The organism is Aeromicrobium changchenzhani (genome assembly GCF_057586615.1).
Window position 1 is genome coordinate 1,642,457 of sequence record NZ_CM172480.1, and the last position, 17,576, is coordinate 1,660,032.

The window sequence follows — 17,576 nt, forward strand, 5'->3', positions numbered from 1 at the left end:
ACTTAGGCGTGGCTTACCTATCCAGTGGATTCGTTCGAAATCGGCTCCGCGTCTAGGGCAACCGCCAGTTCGGTGGCGGTCAGGTCAATCTGCCACCGCCGTGCACCCGCACCCAGAAGCGCTTCGTATACGGTTTCGGGCGTGTGGCTGCTCGGCGGCTCCCAAGCGAGTGCGCGAATCGTTGACGGTGTCACGAGGTTCTCAGCTGGCAAATCATTGGTGTCGGCGATCGTGGTTATTACCGTGCGGCAGGCGGCGAGCCGGGCTGCGGCTTCGGGATGCTTGTCCGGCCAAGAACGCTGCGGTGGCGGCCCGTCGAAGCGTTGTCCGATCGTCGGAAGGTCGGCTTCGGCGAGCTGCAAAGCCTGACCGACCGCGTCGTCCCATGTCGTCAGGAAGCGGCGCGGACCGCGGTTACGCATAACCCGCATCGCTTTGAGTTCGTTGACATCTTTGGGCGGATGCTGCGCAATCTCCAGGATGGACCCATCGGGCAGAATCCGTCCGGGGGTGATGTCGCGTTCGATCGCGATCTCATTGCGGGCCTCCCACAGGGATCGGACGATCCCGAGCGCTCGTCGGCCGCGTGCTTTGTGGATGCCGGAGGTACGCCGCCAGGGTTCGTTGCGCGGCGCCGGACCAGTGAATGACAGCAACGCTTCGAATTCTTGATCGGCCCATTCGCGTTTGCCCGTGGCGTCGAGTTGATCGGCGATGGTGGTGCGCAATTCAACCAGCGCTTCAACGTCAAGCGCGGCATAGAACAACCACGGCTCTGGCAGCGGACGGGTCGACCAGTCCGCTGCCGAGTATTCCTTCGCCAGACTGAAACCGAGCTCACTCTCGACCAGCGTTGCAAGGCCGACCTTGGGAAAGTTCAGAAGTCGGCCCGCAAGCTCGGTGTCGAACAGCGCGGTGGGATGCATGCCCACCTCGGCGAGGCAGGGAAGATCCTGCGAGGCTGCGTGCAGGATCCATTCCGCATCGCCGATCGCGTCATCAAGCATGGTGAGGTCAGGGAACGCAATCGGGTCGATCAGCGCGGTGCCGATCCCCTCACGGCGCACTTGAACCAGATAGGCGCGTTGCGAATAGCGGTAGCCCGACGCGCGTTCCGCATCGAGCGCGACCGGGCCGGATGCGTCAGCAAGGCGCTCACAATAATCCTCGAGCGCGGCCTGAGTGTTGATCACTGTCGGAAGCGGGTCACGCAAGTGCAATGGCGGCGCGGCGGGCACAACCTCTTCGGCGGAGACTTCGGGCCGCTCGGTTTCTTCGCTCACCGTTGACCACGGCGGTTCGGCAACGGTATGACACCGGGCGCGAGTGGCGGCAACCCGGCCATCGTGCACAGCAGGTCGGACCAAGCCGCGACATGTTCGCCCTTGGTGGTCTGGGGTGTCCACGATGCGCGAACCTCGAGCTGGGCATCGCCACCGCTATCGGACATTTCGCCGAAAGCCTCACTACGTACAACGGTCACCGAGCCACTCGCCGCGATGTGCTCGGCACCCAGCTTGTCGAGTGCCTCGGACAGCCAGCTCCAGCCAACAGCCGGAAGCATGGGGTCGGCGGCCATTTCAGGGTCGACGTCGGCGCGAGCAAACGTGACACAACGGAACGTCCCCTGCCAGGCGTCGTTGCCGGCCGGGTCGTGCAGCAGGATGAAGCGGCCGGTGCCAAGGTCCTCCTGATCGACCACAACATCGCCGGTCATCGCATATGAATAGGGGGCGATGCGCTTGGGCGCGGGCATCTCGTCAGCGACGACCTCCGGACGCAAGGGCGCTCGTCGAACCTGCTCCACGGCAGCAATGAAGTCTGCGGGAATGCCGTTTTCTACTGTGCGTGCACTCACAATCCGATCGTAGGCCCAATCGGTCATGGCCTAGGGGTTTGACACTCCGGATCACCTGAGAGACTGGTGCTGTGGCAACTACTTTGAACGACAGCGTCTTCCTTCGGGCCTGCCGAGGCGAATCGGTACCGCATGTGCCTGTGTGGTTCATGCGCCAGGCGGGCCGTTCCCTCCCCGAATATCGCAAACTCCGCGAGGGCATTCCGATGCTCGAATCATGTTTCCGACCGGACCTCGTGGTTGAGATCACGATGCAGCCGGTACGCCGACACGGCGTGGATGCGGCGATCTTCTTCTCCGACATCGTCGTTCCGCTCAAAGCAATCGGCGTCGACTTGGACATCGTGCCGGGTGTCGGGCCGGTCATAGCTGAGCCGATTCGTACGGCCGCGCAATTGGACCAACTTCGCGACATTGAACCAGATGACGTCACGGCGATCGTCGAATCGGTCAAGGGTCTCATCAACGAACTCGGCACAACCCCGCTGATCGGATTTGCTGGCGCGCCGTTCACGCTTGCGTCTTATCTGATCGAGGGCGGGCCGTCGAAAGATCATCGGCTGACCAAGCAGTTCATGTATTCCCAGCCCGACCTGTGGCATTCGCTGTTGAGCCGGCTGTCGGTGATCGCGAGCCAGTTTCTGCGGGTGCAGGTAGATGCGGGAGCCTCCGCGGTCCAGTTGTTCGATTCGTGGGCCGGCAATTTGTCGCTCGCGGATTACGACACTTACGTCAAGCCGCATTCGGCCGAGGTTCTCGACGCCGTGGCAGATCTCAATGTTCCGCGCATCCATTTCGGTGTTGGCACTGGTGAACTGCTGCACTCAATGAGCGATGCTGGTGCCGACGTTGTCGGCGTCGATTGGCGAGTGACACTCGAGACGGCGAATCGGCGGATCGGTGGCGACAAGCCGCTTCAAGGCAATCTCGATTCGACTGCGGTGTTCGCGCCGACCGAGGTCATGACGGCCAAGGCCGCGCAGGTCATCGAATCAGGTCGTGCCGCGCCCGGTCACATCTTCAACCTCGGCCACGGTGTACTGCCAGCGACCGATCCCGATGCGCTGACGCGGCTCGTCGACTTCATCCACGGCTACGAACTTCGCTGAGTCATGCGTATCGCGATCGTTGGCGGCGGAATCGCCGGTCTAGCCGCCGCACTGGCGCTTAACGGCTCGGGCCATGAAGTCGTCCTCTTCGAGGGCTCAGATCGCCTCGGCGGCAAGCTTCGACTCGGCACAATTGCCGGCATCACAGTTGATCTTGGCGCCGAGTCGATTCTGGCGCGCCGTCCCGAAGGTCTCGCGCTGATCGCTGCGGTGGGCTTGAACGATCGAGTCGTACATCCGGCCACGACCTCGGCGGGAATCTGGACTCACGGTGCCGTGCGACCCCTGCCGCCGACCGTCATGGGGATCCCTGCCGATCTGGATGCACTCGAGGCCACCGGGATTCTCTCGATCCGGCCGCAGTCAGTTCGGGTGCAGGAGCCAACGGCAGATATATCGGTGGGGGAGTTCGTCGCCGAACGGGTTGGCACGGAGGTTGTCGACCGACTTGTCGAGCCGCTCCTTGGTGGCGTCTATGCCGGTCACGCCGCCAAACTTTCATTGTGGGCGGCGGCGCCACAGATTGCCGCGCTGGGTGATGACCTGCTAACTGGTGCCACTACGGCGAGAGCTTCAGCAACCGCGACCGGACCCATTTTTGCCGGGCTTGCTGGCGGCATTGGCCAACTCTCACAGATAGTCGCTGACAAGAGTGGTGCCGACATTCGTACGAATGCAACGGTGCGACAGCTGCGTAGGGTCGGCGAGCACTGGGAGCTCGTGGTGGGCCCCACGATCGCTGCGGAGACGATCCAGGCCGATGCCGTGATTGTCGCTGTGCCGGCTCCGAGCGCTGCCCGGCTGTTGGCCGAAGTGGCTCCAACCGCGGCGTTTGCTCTGGCCGGCATCGGCTACGCCTCGATGGCAATCATCACGATCGCGATCGCGCGCGATGCGCTACAGAACCTTCCTGCTGGCTCGGGATTTCTCGTGCCGCCAATCGATGGCAAGGCCGTCAAGGCCGCCACGTTCTCGTCGTCAAAATGGCAGTGGGTTGCCGACGCCGCGGGCGCGGACACCTTCGTATTACGTTGCTCGATCGGCCGTGCTGGCGAGGCCGCGCTATTGCAACACCGCGACGCGGAACTGATCGACATTGCGCTTGCCGACCTAAACGAAGCAATCGGTGTCACGGGCGATCCGATCGACGCGGTTGTCACCCGCTGGGGCGGTTCGTTGCCGCAATACGACGTCGGACATCTCGAGAAGATCGAGACGATCGATGCCGATATCGACTCAGTTTCGCGGTTGGAGGTTTGTGGAGCGGCCTATCGAGGCGTTGGCATACCGGCAGTGATTGGCTCTGCGCAGGGTGCGGTGGCTCGGCTTTTGGATGACCTTGGGACAATGAACGTATGAGCGGTATTCCCAATATCGGCAAGCTTGCCAAAGAGATCAACGACACGATGCGCTACCCGATGTGGTCGGTGTTCAAACTCGACCGGGTCCTAGCTGACGGCGATCGCGCCGCCGAGGCCGCCGAGGTCGAAGCGTTATTCGCCAAGCTCGCCGCCGATGATGTGATTGTTCGCGGCACCTACGATTTGAGTGGGCTTAGCGCCACGGCCGATCTGATGATCTGGTGGCACGCAGAGGATCCCGATGCGCTCCAAGCGGCCTACAACGCCTTCCGTCGTACGGCGCTCGGCGCCCGTATGACACCGGTGTGGTCACAGCTGGCATGTCATCGACCGGCCGAGTTCAACAAGTCCCATGTGCCGGCGTTCATGGCCGAGGAGGACGTGCGGAAATATATTTCCGTCTATCCGTTCGTACGGTCCTATGACTGGTATCTCCTGCCCGACGAAGAACGCCGCGACATGCTGCGCGAACACGGCATGCAGGCGCGCGACTATCCCGATGTCAGGGCCAACACGGTGCCAGCATTCGCACTCGGCGACTTTGAATGGATCTTGGCCTTCGAAGCCGATGAACTCCATCGGATCGTGGACCTGATGCGTGAATTGCGGGCCAGCAAAGCCCGGCTGCACGTACGTACTGAGATCCCGTTCTACACCGGGCGCCTACACAGCGTCGCGGAACTCACTGCGCTCTGGCCCTGAGCTGCGGCCGCGCAGATCGAGCGCCTGAGCGGCGCGGGGTCAGGCTTGGTTGGGCTCGAGCTTCAGGCTGATGCCGTTGATGCAGTAGCGCTGATCCGTTGGCGTCTCGAAACCCTCGCCCTTGAACACATGGCCAAGGTGGGAGTCGCAGTTGGCGCAGCGAACCTCGACGCGTTTGCGCAGTAGCGAGTCATCTTCGAGATAGACGACGCGATCCTCGGCCAGCGGCTCGTAGAATGACGGCCACCCGCACTGCGCGTCGAACTTCGTGGCACTTTGAAAAAGTTCGGCACCGCAGGCTCGACACGCATACACACCGACCGTCGAATCGTTCTCATACGAGCTGCTGAACGGACGCTCGGTGCCGGCCTGGCGAAGCACATGAAACTCGGTGGCACTCAACTCAGAGCGCCATTCATCATCTGTTTTTTCGACCTTGGCAACCATGCGGCCAGATTACCTCTGGGCGTCAAACGGTACGTGCTCAAGCAGGTGCAGGGTCGGGACATCCAGCTTGCGGCGTGCTCGTGAACTCCAGTCAAGCCGCAGGAATTCAGCAACGATATGCGACTCCGTGAGGATAATGGCCTCGGCGGCGGCGCTGGATTTCACCAGTTCGGTGAGGGCCGTGATCGGATCATCCTCGGTCAGATGTTCGACCACATTGGCGGTGCGGGCGCGTAGGAGCGCAGCGCTTGCGTCGAGTTCGCCTTGGCCAGCAGTCTTGATCTCACGCTGCACCTCGGCCAGAACATCGGGTTCGGTGGACGGCATGAACTCGCCGGCGCCGAGCGCACTCATCGACGAGGTCAAGATCGCGGTTGAACTCTCGATCGGCAGGAGAAGGTGATAATTCACCGGCTCGTCGAGCCCTTCGTGCAACGCGATGATCTGATCGGCGTCGAGTGCGTTGAGCTCACGCTCAATAAGCAAGACAACGTCATACATGGGCGTATCCCTTCGTCGTTAACCTTCACAATAGACCGACCGTCAGCGGTGGCGGACCCATCGGGTCAACAGGAGGTCGTCGATCGTGATCGAATGGCCGAGCTTCATGGGATGGGTGATTGCGAGCCCGCTCTGGGCGATGCGAGGGGCAGGTCCAGCTGCCATGATCGGCGCAATCGAGAGGCAGAGTTCATCGATGAGATCCAGTTCGACCAGTTGGCCGTGGAGGCTAGGGCCGCCTTCGCACAAGAGCCGATTCAAGCCCCTCGCAGCAAACTGCTCGAAGACCTGAGCCCAGTCGATCTGGCCCGTTCCGACCGCGATCACGTCGACCGTCTCGCGGAGCACATCAAGTTGAGCCTGTGGCGCATCACCCGTGGTGATCACGAATTGGCCGGGAACCAGAAGCCCCGCAGGGATCTTGAGTGATTTCGACACGACCGCGATTGGTGGAATCGGACTCAGTCCAAGCCGTACGCGCAGTTCGCCGTCGACCTCGTCGGCACGGACCGCTTGATAGCCTTCGGCCCGTGCGGTCCCGGCGCCGACGATGATGACATCGGCCAGCGACCTCAGCAGTGCGAACACTTGGGTATCGGCATCGCCGCCAAGGGACCCGGAACGGCCGTCAGCAGCGAACGCTGCGCCGTCGAGAGTGCTGACGAAATTGGTACGCAACCAGGGCCGGTCGGTCGACGGGTAGGCATATGACTCGGTCAGCGCCGCCAGATCCAGATCCATGCCGCGATCCTAGTGGTGAAGCGCATCATCGGGCATACTGCGGCCATGGCAAAGACGCTTGGTGAACTGCTCAAAGCCCCGGCCGGATCAATCGACCTGACTGCATACGATTCACGATCCACGCCGGGGTTTGACGGTTCGAAGAAAGACGCGTCAGCATCGATGGCCGCGACCGGTGAGACGCTCGATGACCTGCAGGAACGGCTGTATGCGCAGGGGCGAAGCGGGTCCACTAACCGCAAGATTTTAGTCGTTCTGCAAGGGATGGACACTTCCGGTAAAGGTGGCATCGTCGCGCATGTAGCCGGCCTGGTGAACCCGTCCGGCGTCAGCATTACATCGTTCAAGAAACCCACGAAAGAGGAATTGACGCACGATTTTCTCTGGCGAATCGAGAAAGCACTACCCGATATCGGCATGATCGGGATCTTTGACCGGTCGCATTACGAAGACGTGCTTATTGGGCGGGTGCGCAAGCTCGTCGATGCTGCCGAGATCGAGCGCCGCTACGACGCGATCAACGACTTCGAGGAAGCATTCGCTGATGGCGGCGGCACCATCATCAAATGCTTCCTCCAAATCACGCCCGAGGACCAGTTGGAGCGACTGGCCGCACGGCTTGACAATCCGACGAAGTATTGGAAGTACAACCCCGGCGACCTCGATGAAAGGGCGCTGTGGAATGACTACCGTTCCGCGTATGAGATCGCGCTAGAACGTTGCTCGACCGACGCTGCTCCGTGGTACATCGTCCCAAGCGGCAGGAAGTGGTACCGAAACTGGGCCATCGCTCAGCTGCTCGAAGAACACCTGAAGGCCATGAAACTGGAATGGCCCGCAGCAACCTTCGATCTCGCGGTCGAAAAGGAACGACTTAAACACGCCTAACGGCACGTGTCTAGGCAAAGAGCGCGTCGAGCGGGACGAGGTCGAGGGAACCGACCGCATAGCGGGCCAAGATGACCCGGGCGACCTCGTCATCGACACCGAGTGGTTCGGCTACCGCGACCGCACCGGCTTCAAGCGCGAGTTCGCTGACCCGATCGTAGAGCACCCCCGGAGCCAGGAACAGCGAGCCGACCGCGATGTGGCGTCGACCATCGGACCGATGTGCTCGTACTGCCTCACCAGCGGCCGGGGGAGCGGCCAAGGCAAAAGCGGCGATAACCGGGAGATGGTGCCGCGCGCCCCAGGCCCTGGCCGCGCGAGCAACCATGGCGTTCGCAAGCGGATCGGTTGAGCCGGTGCCTGCGAGCACAAGAGCATCGAGTTCGCGTACCCGATTCTTCGACAAAGCCTCGCGGAGCCGTTTGTCCAAGACGCTAAGGAATGTTGCCTCAAGGCCGAGAATGTCGGTTGCCGCGATATGCAAGTCGTCATGGCGAGTAGCCGCTGCAGCGACGATTTCGGGGATGTCGAACTTGCGGGAGACGGTTTCAGTTAGCAGGAGCGGTACGACGACGATCTCCGCGTGGCCGTCGGCGACGAGTCGGTCGACGACGGCATCGAAGTTGTGTGCGGATTGGTCGAGAAATGCCGGCACGATTCGAAGGTCGGGACGCATGCATGCGACCAACTCCGTAAGGGCAGTGATGGTGGCGGTCGATCGTGGATCGCGGCTTCCGTGCGCAAGAGCAATGAGGGCTGGTGCGGTCATGTTGCGTGCCTCCTTTCCTAGGGCGTTGCTGATTTGATGACCCGGTGGCCGCCGGATCAGGGAGTTGAATGTGATGGGTGTCGTTGGTACCCAGACGCCGCGACACGACGGGGAGAGCGCGCCTACGCTCCGATGTCGTCGCGGGCCGGACATGTCATGGGAGGCGCGATCAGGGTCGACACAGCATGTTGCGCGCACGGCCGAAGTCGATGTGGATACGGACCACGAGGTGGGTCGTCTGCGCTGCGAACATAAATATGAGTCTGCAACCGTGCGGCGTCAGGCACAAACGAAATTCTCATATTATGAGACTAGCGTCCAATGAGTGAGACGATTTAGAGTTTAAGTCCGGTTCTTCAGCAAAAAATTGACGCCGAATCACGACGATTCTGCTCACCAATCGGTCAGGTGCTCAAACTGTTGGTGAGATCACGCGGGCGGTGTACGTACCGATCACTGCGGCGATCAGGCCCGTAGCGGCGGCGATGAGGGCAATCTTCCAGCTCAACAAGTTGCCGCTGGCCAGACCGAGTACGACTGCAGGATTGAGCGCCGCCGCGAGTATGACCGGCAGCGCTGCGCCAGTCAGGATCGGCGGGATGGCCGAAAATCCTTCGCTGATTTGTAGATCGATCGCAAACAGCAGCCAGGTCGCGACCACACCAAGAACGAGTAAGACCACGACGAGACCGACGATCGACGGTTCAGCCCAAATGAGTGTCTCGCCGAGTTGGTCGGACAACGCACGTGCACCGAGGCCGGCGAGGACTGCACCGACCACCTGAGCTGCGATCAGCGGCAAGATAATCGCTGCGCTGCTGCGACCGACTAGCGTCAATGCGACGGTTGCTGCTGGGTTAGATAGGGCCAGCCCTGAGTCGCCCTCGGTCGAGTGTTGTGCGGCGAACCAGGTGACGAGGACCGTGACACCGGCCACCGCAATCAACGCGACCACGGCGTCAGGTGCGCGCATCGAAAATGCCACGACAAACGTCGTGAGCGCAGCGAAGATCGCTGCGGCGAGGAGCTTGCGCATTCAGGACTCCAGCTGTGGGGTGGTGCGCTCGACAATAGCGGCCATGTCGACTCCGCGTGGCAACGTGCCGAACGTTCCGCCCCAATCACCACCGAGTCGTGATGCGCAGAAGGCGTCGGCCACGGCGGGGTCGCCGATTTTGAGCAAAGCCGAACCCTGCAGGCACGCTGCCATCGTCGCGGCAATGCGCCGGGCCCGATACTCGACCTCGGACAGATCGCTGAGTTCGGTCAGGACACCGTTGATCGCCGCATCGAGCCGCCGATCCTCACCGCGGACCGAGCCAACTTCGGTGATCCACGCCTCAAGTGATTCCGGCTCGCGAGACAGCGCACGGATCACGTCCAAAGCGTTGACGTTGCCGCTTCCCTCCCAGATCGAGTTGAGCGGGGATTCGCGGAACAGCAGCGGCATACCGCTTTCTTCGATGTAGCCGTTGCCGCCCAAACATTCGAGTGCCTCGGCGACCATGAACGGCGTCCGTTTGCACACCCAGAATTTTTCGAGGGCGAGGCCAATTCGGCGCAATGCCTGCTCGTGGGCATCGTGGGGCTTGTCCAAAGCGGCGGCCAATCGCAGTGCGACCGTCGTGGCGGCTTCGCTCTCAACCGCGAGGTCGGCAAGCACATTGATCATCGCCGGCTGTTCGGCCAGCGTTGCGCCGAATGCCGATCGTTGGGAGGCATGCCACGACGCTTCGGCAATTGCCTTACGCATGATCCCGGCTGAACCAAGAATGCAGTCCATGCGGGTCGCGGACACCATGTCGATAATGGTCCGAATGCCGCGCCCCTCGTCGCCGAGCCGCAGTGCGTAGGTGTCGTTGAACTCCACTTCGCTCGACGCATTCGAACGGTTGCCGAGCTTGTCCTTGAGTCGTACGAGCGTGATTGTGTTCCGGCCGCCATCGGGTAGGACCCGCGGCACCACGAAACAGGTCATGCCCTCCGGCGCCTGCGCGAGCACAAGGAACACATCGTTCATCGGCGCCGAGGTGAACCACTTGTGGCCGGTGAGGCGATACTCGCCGTGGACCGAGGTCGGTACGGCGATCGTCGAATTGGTACGCAGATCCGAACCGCCTTGCTTTTCGGTCATGCCCATCCCAGCGAGCAAACCCTTCTTTGTCTCGGGTGCGCGTAGGCCGAAGTCGTAGGTGGTTGAGGCCAGCCCGTCGGTCCATGCCTTGGCGATCGCATCATCGGCCCGCATCGCCGGGACAACGGCATACGTCATCGTGATCGGGCACATATGGCCTTGTTCGACTTGGCCCCAGGTGAAGAAGCCAGCGGCGCGCTGCAGATGGGCGACTGGATTCGATGAGATCCATGGTTCGGCGGTGAGCCCAAAACCAACACCTTTCTCCATCAGCCAATGCCAAGAGGGGTGGAAGTCGACTTCATCGATCCGATTGCCATACCGGTCGGCCGTATGCAGTGTGGGCTCGTTTTCATTCGCCAGATGCCAGTGCTCGCGTGCCTCGGCTGACCCGGCGAGACTGCCGAGCGGGGTCAGCGTGTCCAGCACCGAATCGGCTTCCGGCCCGGCGTATGCGGTGATCGCAGCGGTCAAAGCACGGTCGGCGGTCAGGACGTTGTAACCGACAAGCGGCGTCGATTGGTTCTCTGGTGAACGCTGCAAGGGATCCATGTCGCTACGGTAGTTCCATGACGGCTGAACCGGTACCTCGACCGGCGATGTCTCGATCGCTGACTCAGATCGTTGCGAAAACCGCCAGCAGTTCATTTCGGTTCCGGGTCACGGGCCTCGCTGCCGAGGCCGCCTTCTTCGCAATCTTGTCGTTGCCACCGCTCGTGTTCGGTCTGGCCGGCACGATCGGCTTCATCGCCCAGCGTTTCCAAGTCGCCGAAATTGCGGATCTGCAGGCTCGGGTTCTGGATCTGGCCTCGAAGGCGCTCACGCCCACCACCGTCGATCAGGTGATTGCGCCGACCCTTGACGATGTCCTACACGGCGGCCGCGTCGACGTCATCTCGGTCGGTTTCGTGCTCGCGCTCTGGTCTGGCTCGCGTGCCTTGAACGTTTTTATCGACACGATCACAATCATGTATGGACTGGGCGGCCGGCGCAGCATCGTCAAGACACGGGCCTTGTCGTTCGGAATGTATGTCATCGCGCTACTGATCGGCATCGTGCTTGTCCCGCTCGTGTTGGCTGGCCCAGATGTCGTTCACGACATTGTGCCCGATCGGGTTGCGATTCTGGCTAAGCTCTACTGGCCGACGGTTCTCGTTGCCTCGGTTGGCTTCCTGACCTCGCTTTACCACTTGGCTGTGCCAGTGCGAAAGCCATGGCTCAACGGATTGCCAGGGGCGACCTTCACCCTCGTCATGTGGATGCTCGGCAGCTATCTCGTGCGCTGGGCATTGGGTTTGTCGGCCGGTGGAACTTCAATCTATGGGCCGTTGGCAGCACCAATTGCCATCCTCCTGTGGCTGTATGTCATCTCGATCTCCATACTGATCGGTGCGGCCCTCAACGCGGCCTTCGATCAGGTGTATCCGGATCGCAGCCTTCGGCGGGGGCTCAAGCGCATCATCGCCGGTAACGAAGCTGGGAACGACCAACCTGGAAGTGAGTCTGTTTAGTGAAGATCTCGAATCGGCTGGTTGCCGTCGTAGCGGCAATTCTCGTGATTGTCGCGGTGTTGTTCTTGGTTCGATCGTGTGGCGCGAAGGACAGCTCAGATGCCGGCGTCAAACCGACGCCGTCCGCAACCGCCACAACACCCAAGGTGCCGTCCACCTCGACGGGCTACATCGCGATCAAAATCAAGGAACGACTTGAAGCCGTTGCGAAGCAGTCGCTTAAGATCAAATGTCCCAAGCGAATTGATCTGGTCAAAGGAACAAAGATGACCTGCAAGGTCTTCGCGGCCGACGAACCCGATACACAATTGGCCGCCGCAGAAGTGACAATGACCGATCGGACCGGCAAATTTACCTGGACTTCCAAACAAGTCTGAGCGGGCCTGCACAGATGGTTGGGGCCTTCGCGCAACTGATCCGGTCGACGGCTAGGCTAGTGCGTGAGCCGCGCAGTGGGAACCCCCCCCGATTACCACTGCGCGGCTCTTCATATGCGCTGAGGAGCAAGACGCCTGCAGGCGCGCGTGGCAGTGGCTGGGAGAATGCAGGCATGCGTCTCATTGATCTGTTGCCCAAAGTCACTAGCAACGACGAAGACGCGGTTTATGACGCAATTAATCAATGGGTTGATAGCAGCGGTCTGTCGTTGTATCCGGCGCAGGATGAAGCGATTCTGGAGTGTGTCGCCGGCTCCAACGTGATCTTGTCGACGCCGACCGGCTCGGGGAAGAGCCTCGTTGCGACCGGCGCGATGGCGGCGGCGCTTGCGCGCGGTGAGTGCAGTTTCTACACGGCGCCGATCAAGGCATTGGTGAGCGAGAAGTTCTTCGCTCTGTGCGAGATCTTTGGCGCAGACAACGTCGGCATGATCACCGGCGACGCGGCCGTTAACGCTGATGCGCCGATCATCGCCGCGACCGCCGAGGTTTTAGCGAACCTGTCGCTCCGTGAAGGTGCGGCGGCCGATGTTGGCCTCGTCGTCATGGACGAGTTCCACTTTTATGCCGATCCGGATCGCGGTTGGGCGTGGCAGGTGCCGCTGATTGAAATGCCGCGCGCACAGTTCCTGTTGATGTCGGCGACGTTAGGGGACACCACGCGACTTGAGCAGGATCTGGCGCGTCGTACGGGCCGAACCACCGTGGTCGTCTCCTCGACGGAGCGTCCGGTGCCGCTGGTCTCCGAATATGTCACGAAGCCGGTGCAGGAGACGCTCGAGGAATTGCTCACGACCCATCAGGGGCCGGTATATGTCGTCCACTTCACGCAGGCATCGGCGCTCGAGCGCGCACAAGCGTTAACTAGCATCAAGGTGGCCACGCGTGAGGAACGCGATGAGATCGCCACCCAACTTGGAGACTTCCGCTTCACGTCAGCCTTCGGTAAGACGCTTTCGCGGCTGATTCGGATGGGCATCGGAGTCCACCATGCTGGCATGCTGCCGCGCTATCGGCGTTTGGTCGAGACACTGACGCAGGCAGGACTGCTCAAAGTTGTTTGCGGCACCGACACCCTTGGCGTCGGCATCAATGTCCCGATTCGCACGGTCCTGTTCAGTGGGTTGTCGAAATATGATGGCACCCGTCAACGCCAGCTCCAGGTACGCGAGTTTCAGCAGATCGCGGGCCGGGCGGGCCGAGCCGGGTATGACACGGTCGGCCACGTTATCGCGCTTGCACCCGAACATGAGATTGAAAATCTCAAGGCGGTCACGAAAGCAGGGGATGATCCGAAGAAGCTCCGCAAAATCGTGCGCAAGAAGCCTCAAGAAGGCTTTGTCTCGTGGAACCAAGGCACCTTCGATCGGTTGAGCACCGGAACGCCAGAAGCGCTCGTTTCTCGTATGCGCGTCACGCACGCCATGGTTCTCGACGTCATCTCCCGTCCGGGCGATGCCATGGTGTCGCTCGAACATCTGTTGCGTGAGTGCGACGAAGACGAAGCGACCCAGGACCTCATGTTGCAGAAGGTGCTGGACATCATCGACGCACTCATCGCTGGCGAAGTGGTCGAACGCATAGAACCGGCTGATGATGAGGGCCGCACGCTTCGTCTTACTGTCGATCTGCAGGCCAATTTTGCGCTCAACCAGCCATTGTCGCCGTTCGCAGTTGCCGCCTTCGACCTGCTGGACCGCGATGAGCCAACCTACGCGCTTGACATGGTTTCGATTGTCGAGGCGACGTTGGATGATCCGCGCCCCATTATCTCGGCACAGCGGCATCGTGCTCGCGGCGAAGCGATCGGTGAGATGAAAATGGACGGGATCGAGTATGACGAACGGATGGAACTGCTCGAGGAAATCACTCATCCGAAACCGCTCCGCGAACTGCTCGACGCCGCCTATGAGCACTACAGCAAAGGCCAGCCGTGGGTGGCTGATTACGAGCTGAAGCCCAAATCGGTCGTCCGTGAGATGTGGGAGCGCGCCATGACGTTCTCCGAGTTGATCGGCGACTACGGCCTGGCCCGCTCCGAAGGCATGGTGCTGCGCTATCTCTCTGATGTTTACAAGACATTGGGCCGCACGGTTCCGGAGAAGGCCCGCAATGAAGAACTCACCGATCTGACCGAATGGCTGGGGGAGCTCGTGCGCCAGACCGATTCGAGCCTGCTCGATGAGTGGGAGCAGTTGATTGCTCCCGACACTGATGCCGGCGGGATCAAGCCGATCGCCGACGGCAATGCCGCGCCACGCCCGGTGACTGGAAATGTGCGGGCGTTTCGCGTCCTCGTCCGTAACGCGATGTTCCGACGGGTCGAATTGGCCGCTTTCGGCCGCTGGAGTGAATTGGGCAAACTCGATGCTGGCGACGGCTGGGATGCGACTGCCTGGTCGACGGCAATTGCGGCCTATCGCGAGGAATACGACGAACTCGGCTCCGGTCCGGCAGCCCGGGGCCCGCAGTTGTTCATGGTCGAGGAACGCGAAGACACGTGGATTGTGCGGCAAACATTCGAGGACCCCGAGGGCGATCGGGACTGGGGCATCAGCGCTGAAGTGGATCTGGAAGCCTCCGACGAGGCAGGCGAAGCGGTCCTACGGGTCACGGATGTCGGTCCGCGCTGAGGTCTGCTGCGACCGGCTCGAATGTCCTTTTCGAACCTCGACACTGGTGGCTGAACCGGCGGTAGGGTAGATTTGTAGTGTTCATGCGGAGCTGGTTGCCACATGGCTTCGTAACTCAATGGTCGGCCAAGCGCCGTTGTTGAGGGCCGCATGACACTCCACGTGGAGTTCCCATACTCCGCGCACGCAGCGTTCAACCGGCTCGGATGGTCGTATGGCCACCGGGACTCGAGCGGTTTGATGTCCCATTGTCAGGCTGCACGGCCGGAGGTTTGCTGTACCGCCACGACGATCATGTTGTGCCCTTCCAAGGAGGATTTCTTGGCCAGACGAGGCCAGCGCCAGACCGGCGCTTCGCGCAACCCCACTCGTGGGCAGCGTCGCACCAATCACAAGGACACCGACGGCATCATGCCGGTGCTAGCCCGCGCCGTACGTGAGGTCGAAGCCGCAGTTCAACGAGGTGCCATAACGGCCTCGACACGGACAAAGTTCCAGGTCATTGCGCTCCTTGCGCGTGAAGAACGCGCGCGGGTCAAGGCCGATCAGAGCAACCCCGAAACGCATCGCGCGGAACAACTCAAGCGGCTTGACGGAGTCGCCGTGATCCTCGCCAAGACGGCAACGCTCGAAACATCGCTATTGCAACTCCTGGCCGATGACGTGGTCGTATCTGATGCGGCGAAAGCACTTAAACGAGATATGCAAAAGACGGCCGGATTTGAAGTCGCGGCCCCAGAGCCTGCCCCTATCAGCTCCGCACAGAACTCGACCCAGACCGAACATCAGGTCGTGCCGCAGGCGATTATTTCGCGCAGACTCGCCAACCCATTCCTGACGCCGGAGTTCACCCAGGCCGAACACCAAGAGCCTCAGCCCAAACGACTAGCCAGTTGGGAACTGCTTGACCCGCTGCTGTCGGCCTTCGAACGAGCATCCGGCGGCGCCTCAGCCTGCATGGATCTGCCCGAGCCCGATGAATCACTCATCACGAGTGGGCCTCAGCTGATGCGGCACCAAGCGGAACTTATTGCCGCCGCTGCCGACGGCCATCGGACCTTTCTGTTGGCCGATGAACCCGGTCTGGGCAAGACCGCTCAGGCATTGCTTGCCGCGCAGGCAGCACAGGCATACCCGTTGCTGGTCGTCGTACCGAATGTCGTCAAGACCAACTGGGCCCGTGAGGCGAGCATGTGGACGCCCAAACACAGCGCCACGGTGATCCAAGGCGATGGGCACAATATCGACGGTTTTGCCGACATCGTCATCGTTAACTATGAGGTGCTTGACCGACATGTTGGCTGGCTCGGAGATCTTGGCTTCCGCGGCATGGTGCTCGACGAGGCGCATTTCATCAAGAACAAGTCATCACAGCGTTCACAGAATGTCTTGCAGTTGTCCGATCGGATTCGCTCGCGTACGTCGCGACCCTTGCTGATGGCGCTTACCGGAACCCCGCTGATCAACGACATTGACGACTTTCGCGCGATCTGGCAGTACCTCGGCTGGATTGATGAGAAGAAGCCGTGCGCCGAACTCATGCGATCGCTTGAGGAGACCGGCCTGACGCCGATCAATCCGCAGTTCTATTCAGCAGCCCGAAACAGCGTCATTGACATGGGTATTGTGCGGCGCCGCAAAGTTGATGTCGCTGCCGACATTCCGGCCCGCCGGATCGCCGACATTACCGTTGAGTTGGACGGCGAGGCTGGCCGTTCGATCCGCGCGGTCGAGCGTGAACTTACCCGCCGACTGGTGGCGCGTTATCAACGTGCCCTCGAGACGCGCACGTCCGGCGTGACCGCCCAGGGTATCGATCACGAACTCGTACGCCGGGTCGCTAAGTGGGAGCGTGAAGATGCTTCCAAGAAGTCCGACGAAAATGTGTTCAGCATGATGCGGCGCATCGGTCAGGCCAAGGCAGAATTGGCTTCCGATTACACCGCGCAACTTGCGCGCAGCGTCGGCAAGGTCGTGTTTTTCGCTAAACACATCGACGTGATGGATATTGCGGAGGAGACGTTTAAGCGGCGTGGGATCGGCTATACGTCGATCCGTGGCGATCAGACGTCAAAGGTCCGCCAGAAGAACATTGATGCGTTCGTGAATGATCCCGATGTTTCGATTGCCGTGTGTTCGCTGACCGCCGCGGGGGTTGGGCTCAATCTGCAGATCGCGTCCAATGTTGTGCTTGCCGAGTTGTCGTGGACAGATGCCGAGCAGACCCAAGCGATCGACCGAGTTCACCGCATTGGTCAGGAAGAGCCAGTCACGGCGTGGCGCATTGTTGCCGCGCAGACGATCGACACCAAGATCGTGGAGCTCATCGACAGCAAGGCTGGCCTCGCCGCTCGGGCGCTTGACGGCTCCGACGAAGAACTATCGTCGTCCACGGACCTGCAAGTCGAGGCGCTCATCGGTCTGTTGACCGACGCATTGGAAGCATCGGTGTCGGAGCCATTGTCTAAAGTTTAGGCGCCAATTT

Annotated in this window: 16 protein-coding genes; 8 read left to right on the plus strand and 8 right to left on the minus strand. The window is 61.2% G+C overall.

Features of this window, described 5'->3' with window-relative positions; genetic code table 11:
- Positions 1–17 precede the first annotated feature (17 nt).
- Together AC2YB9_RS08340 and AC2YB9_RS08345 are read right to left on the minus strand one after the other, a co-directional pair.
- A complete protein-coding gene (locus AC2YB9_RS08340; protein ID WP_487268381.1) occupies positions 18–1,283 on the minus strand; it encodes a ribonuclease D in 1,266 nt (421 codons plus the stop codon).
- Positions 1,280–1,858, minus strand: a complete 579-nt coding sequence (locus tag AC2YB9_RS08345) for a DUF3000 domain-containing protein (RefSeq protein ID WP_487268383.1) — start codon at positions 1,856–1,858, stop codon at positions 1,280–1,282. Before AC2YB9_RS08345 ends, AC2YB9_RS08340 begins: the two co-directional genes overlap by 4 nt.
- 71 nt (positions 1,859–1,929) lie before the next feature.
- Here AC2YB9_RS08345 and hemE point away from each other — a divergent pair, with 71 nt between their 5' ends.
- The 3 genes from hemE to hemQ are packed head-to-tail and all read left to right on the plus strand — an operon-like array spanning position 1,930 to position 5,030.
- Complete coding sequence (hemE, locus tag AC2YB9_RS08350) at positions 1,930–2,967, plus strand: uroporphyrinogen decarboxylase (RefSeq protein WP_487268385.1); 1,038 nt, start codon at positions 1,930–1,932, stop codon at positions 2,965–2,967.
- Positions 2,968–2,970: 3 nt separating this feature from the next.
- Positions 2,971–4,326, plus strand: a complete 1,356-nt coding sequence (gene hemG / locus AC2YB9_RS08355) for a protoporphyrinogen oxidase (protein ID WP_487268387.1) — start codon at positions 2,971–2,973, stop codon at positions 4,324–4,326.
- Complete coding sequence (gene hemQ / locus AC2YB9_RS08360; protein WP_487268388.1) at positions 4,323–5,030, plus strand: hydrogen peroxide-dependent heme synthase; 708 nt, start codon at positions 4,323–4,325, stop codon at positions 5,028–5,030. Before hemG ends, hemQ begins: the two co-directional genes overlap by 4 nt.
- A 39-nt stretch (positions 5,031–5,069) precedes the next feature.
- On the opposite strand, the gene msrB is transcribed toward hemQ, so the two are convergent.
- The 3 genes from msrB to AC2YB9_RS08375 are packed head-to-tail and all read right to left on the minus strand — an operon-like array spanning position 5,070 to position 6,719.
- Positions 5,070–5,477, minus strand: coding sequence for a peptide-methionine (R)-S-oxide reductase MsrB (gene msrB / locus AC2YB9_RS08365; protein WP_487268389.1), 408 nt, complete (start codon positions 5,475–5,477; stop codon positions 5,070–5,072).
- A gap of 9 nt (positions 5,478–5,486) precedes the next feature.
- Positions 5,487–5,978, minus strand: coding sequence for a hypothetical protein (locus tag AC2YB9_RS08370; RefSeq protein WP_487268390.1), 492 nt, complete (start codon positions 5,976–5,978; stop codon positions 5,487–5,489).
- Positions 5,979–6,020: 42 nt separating this feature from the next.
- On the minus strand, positions 6,021–6,719 hold the full coding sequence (locus tag AC2YB9_RS08375) for a pyrimidine reductase family protein (RefSeq protein WP_487268391.1): 699 nt from the start codon (positions 6,717–6,719) through the stop codon (positions 6,021–6,023).
- A 45-nt stretch (positions 6,720–6,764) separates the two neighbouring features.
- Between AC2YB9_RS08375 and AC2YB9_RS08380 the strand changes: the two genes are divergently transcribed.
- Positions 6,765–7,607, plus strand: a complete 843-nt coding sequence (locus tag AC2YB9_RS08380; protein ID WP_487268393.1) for a PPK2 family polyphosphate kinase — start codon at positions 6,765–6,767, stop codon at positions 7,605–7,607.
- Between the two features lie 10 nt (positions 7,608–7,617).
- On the opposite strand, the gene AC2YB9_RS08385 is transcribed toward AC2YB9_RS08380, so the two are convergent.
- From AC2YB9_RS08385 to AC2YB9_RS08395, 3 genes are all read right to left on the minus strand, one after another.
- Positions 7,618–8,376 carry a sirohydrochlorin chelatase gene (locus AC2YB9_RS08385; protein ID WP_487268394.1) on the minus strand — a complete coding sequence of 253 codons (759 nt, stop codon included), beginning with the start codon at positions 8,374–8,376 and terminating at the stop codon, positions 7,618–7,620.
- A gap of 412 nt (positions 8,377–8,788) precedes the next feature.
- Positions 8,789–9,412, minus strand: a complete 624-nt coding sequence (locus tag AC2YB9_RS08390; protein WP_487268396.1) for a hypothetical protein — start codon at positions 9,410–9,412, stop codon at positions 8,789–8,791.
- Positions 9,413–11,062, minus strand: a complete 1,650-nt coding sequence (locus AC2YB9_RS08395; protein WP_487268398.1) for an acyl-CoA dehydrogenase family protein — start codon at positions 11,060–11,062, stop codon at positions 9,413–9,415. It abuts the gene before it with no gap.
- A 17-nt stretch (positions 11,063–11,079) separates the two neighbouring features.
- Here AC2YB9_RS08395 and AC2YB9_RS08400 point away from each other — a divergent pair, with 17 nt between their 5' ends.
- From AC2YB9_RS08400 to AC2YB9_RS08415, 4 genes are all read left to right on the plus strand, one after another.
- Positions 11,080–12,021 carry a YihY/virulence factor BrkB family protein gene (locus AC2YB9_RS08400; protein ID WP_487268400.1) on the plus strand — a complete coding sequence of 314 codons (942 nt, stop codon included), beginning with the start codon at positions 11,080–11,082 and terminating at the stop codon, positions 12,019–12,021.
- A complete protein-coding gene (locus tag AC2YB9_RS08405; protein WP_487268402.1) occupies positions 12,021–12,398 on the plus strand; it encodes a hypothetical protein in 378 nt (125 codons plus the stop codon). The genes AC2YB9_RS08400 and AC2YB9_RS08405 overlap by 1 nt, the downstream gene beginning before the upstream one ends.
- 173 nt (positions 12,399–12,571) lie before the next feature.
- Positions 12,572–15,091, plus strand: coding sequence for a DEAD/DEAH box helicase (locus AC2YB9_RS08410; RefSeq protein WP_487268403.1), 2,520 nt, complete (start codon positions 12,572–12,574; stop codon positions 15,089–15,091).
- A gap of 321 nt (positions 15,092–15,412) precedes the next feature.
- The gene (locus AC2YB9_RS08415; protein WP_487268405.1) at positions 15,413–17,566 is read left to right on the plus strand and encodes a DEAD/DEAH box helicase; all 2,154 of its coding nucleotides are present in this window, start codon (positions 15,413–15,415) and stop codon (positions 17,564–17,566) included.
- The last annotated feature ends 10 nt before the right edge of the window (positions 17,567–17,576 follow it).

Excerpts from the sequence above, each read along its gene's own strand:
- AC2YB9_RS08380 (WP_487268393.1), top strand. The coding sequence starts at position 6,765 with ATGGCAAAGACGCTTGGTGAACTGCTCAAAGCCCCGGCCGGATCAATC.
- AC2YB9_RS08385 (WP_487268394.1), bottom strand. The coding sequence starts at position 8,376 with ATGACCGCACCAGCCCTCATTGCTCTTGCGCACGGAAGCCGCGATCCA.
- hemG (WP_487268387.1), top strand. The coding sequence starts at position 2,971 with ATGCGTATCGCGATCGTTGGCGGCGGAATCGCCGGTCTAGCCGCCGCA.
- AC2YB9_RS08390 (WP_487268396.1), bottom strand. The coding sequence starts at position 9,412 with ATGCGCAAGCTCCTCGCCGCAGCGATCTTCGCTGCGCTCACGACGTTT.
- AC2YB9_RS08395 (WP_487268398.1), bottom strand. The coding sequence starts at position 11,062 with ATGGATCCCTTGCAGCGTTCACCAGAGAACCAATCGACGCCGCTTGTC.
- AC2YB9_RS08375 (WP_487268391.1), bottom strand. The coding sequence starts at position 6,719 with ATGGATCTGGATCTGGCGGCGCTGACCGAGTCATATGCCTACCCGTCG.
- AC2YB9_RS08370 (WP_487268390.1), bottom strand. The coding sequence starts at position 5,978 with ATGTATGACGTTGTCTTGCTTATTGAGCGTGAGCTCAACGCACTCGAC.
- hemQ (WP_487268388.1), top strand. The coding sequence starts at position 4,323 with ATGAGCGGTATTCCCAATATCGGCAAGCTTGCCAAAGAGATCAACGAC.
- AC2YB9_RS08400 (WP_487268400.1), top strand. The coding sequence starts at position 11,080 with ATGACGGCTGAACCGGTACCTCGACCGGCGATGTCTCGATCGCTGACT.
- msrB (WP_487268389.1), bottom strand. The coding sequence starts at position 5,477 with ATGGTTGCCAAGGTCGAAAAAACAGATGATGAATGGCGCTCTGAGTTG.
- AC2YB9_RS08410 (WP_487268403.1), top strand. The coding sequence starts at position 12,572 with ATGCGTCTCATTGATCTGTTGCCCAAAGTCACTAGCAACGACGAAGAC.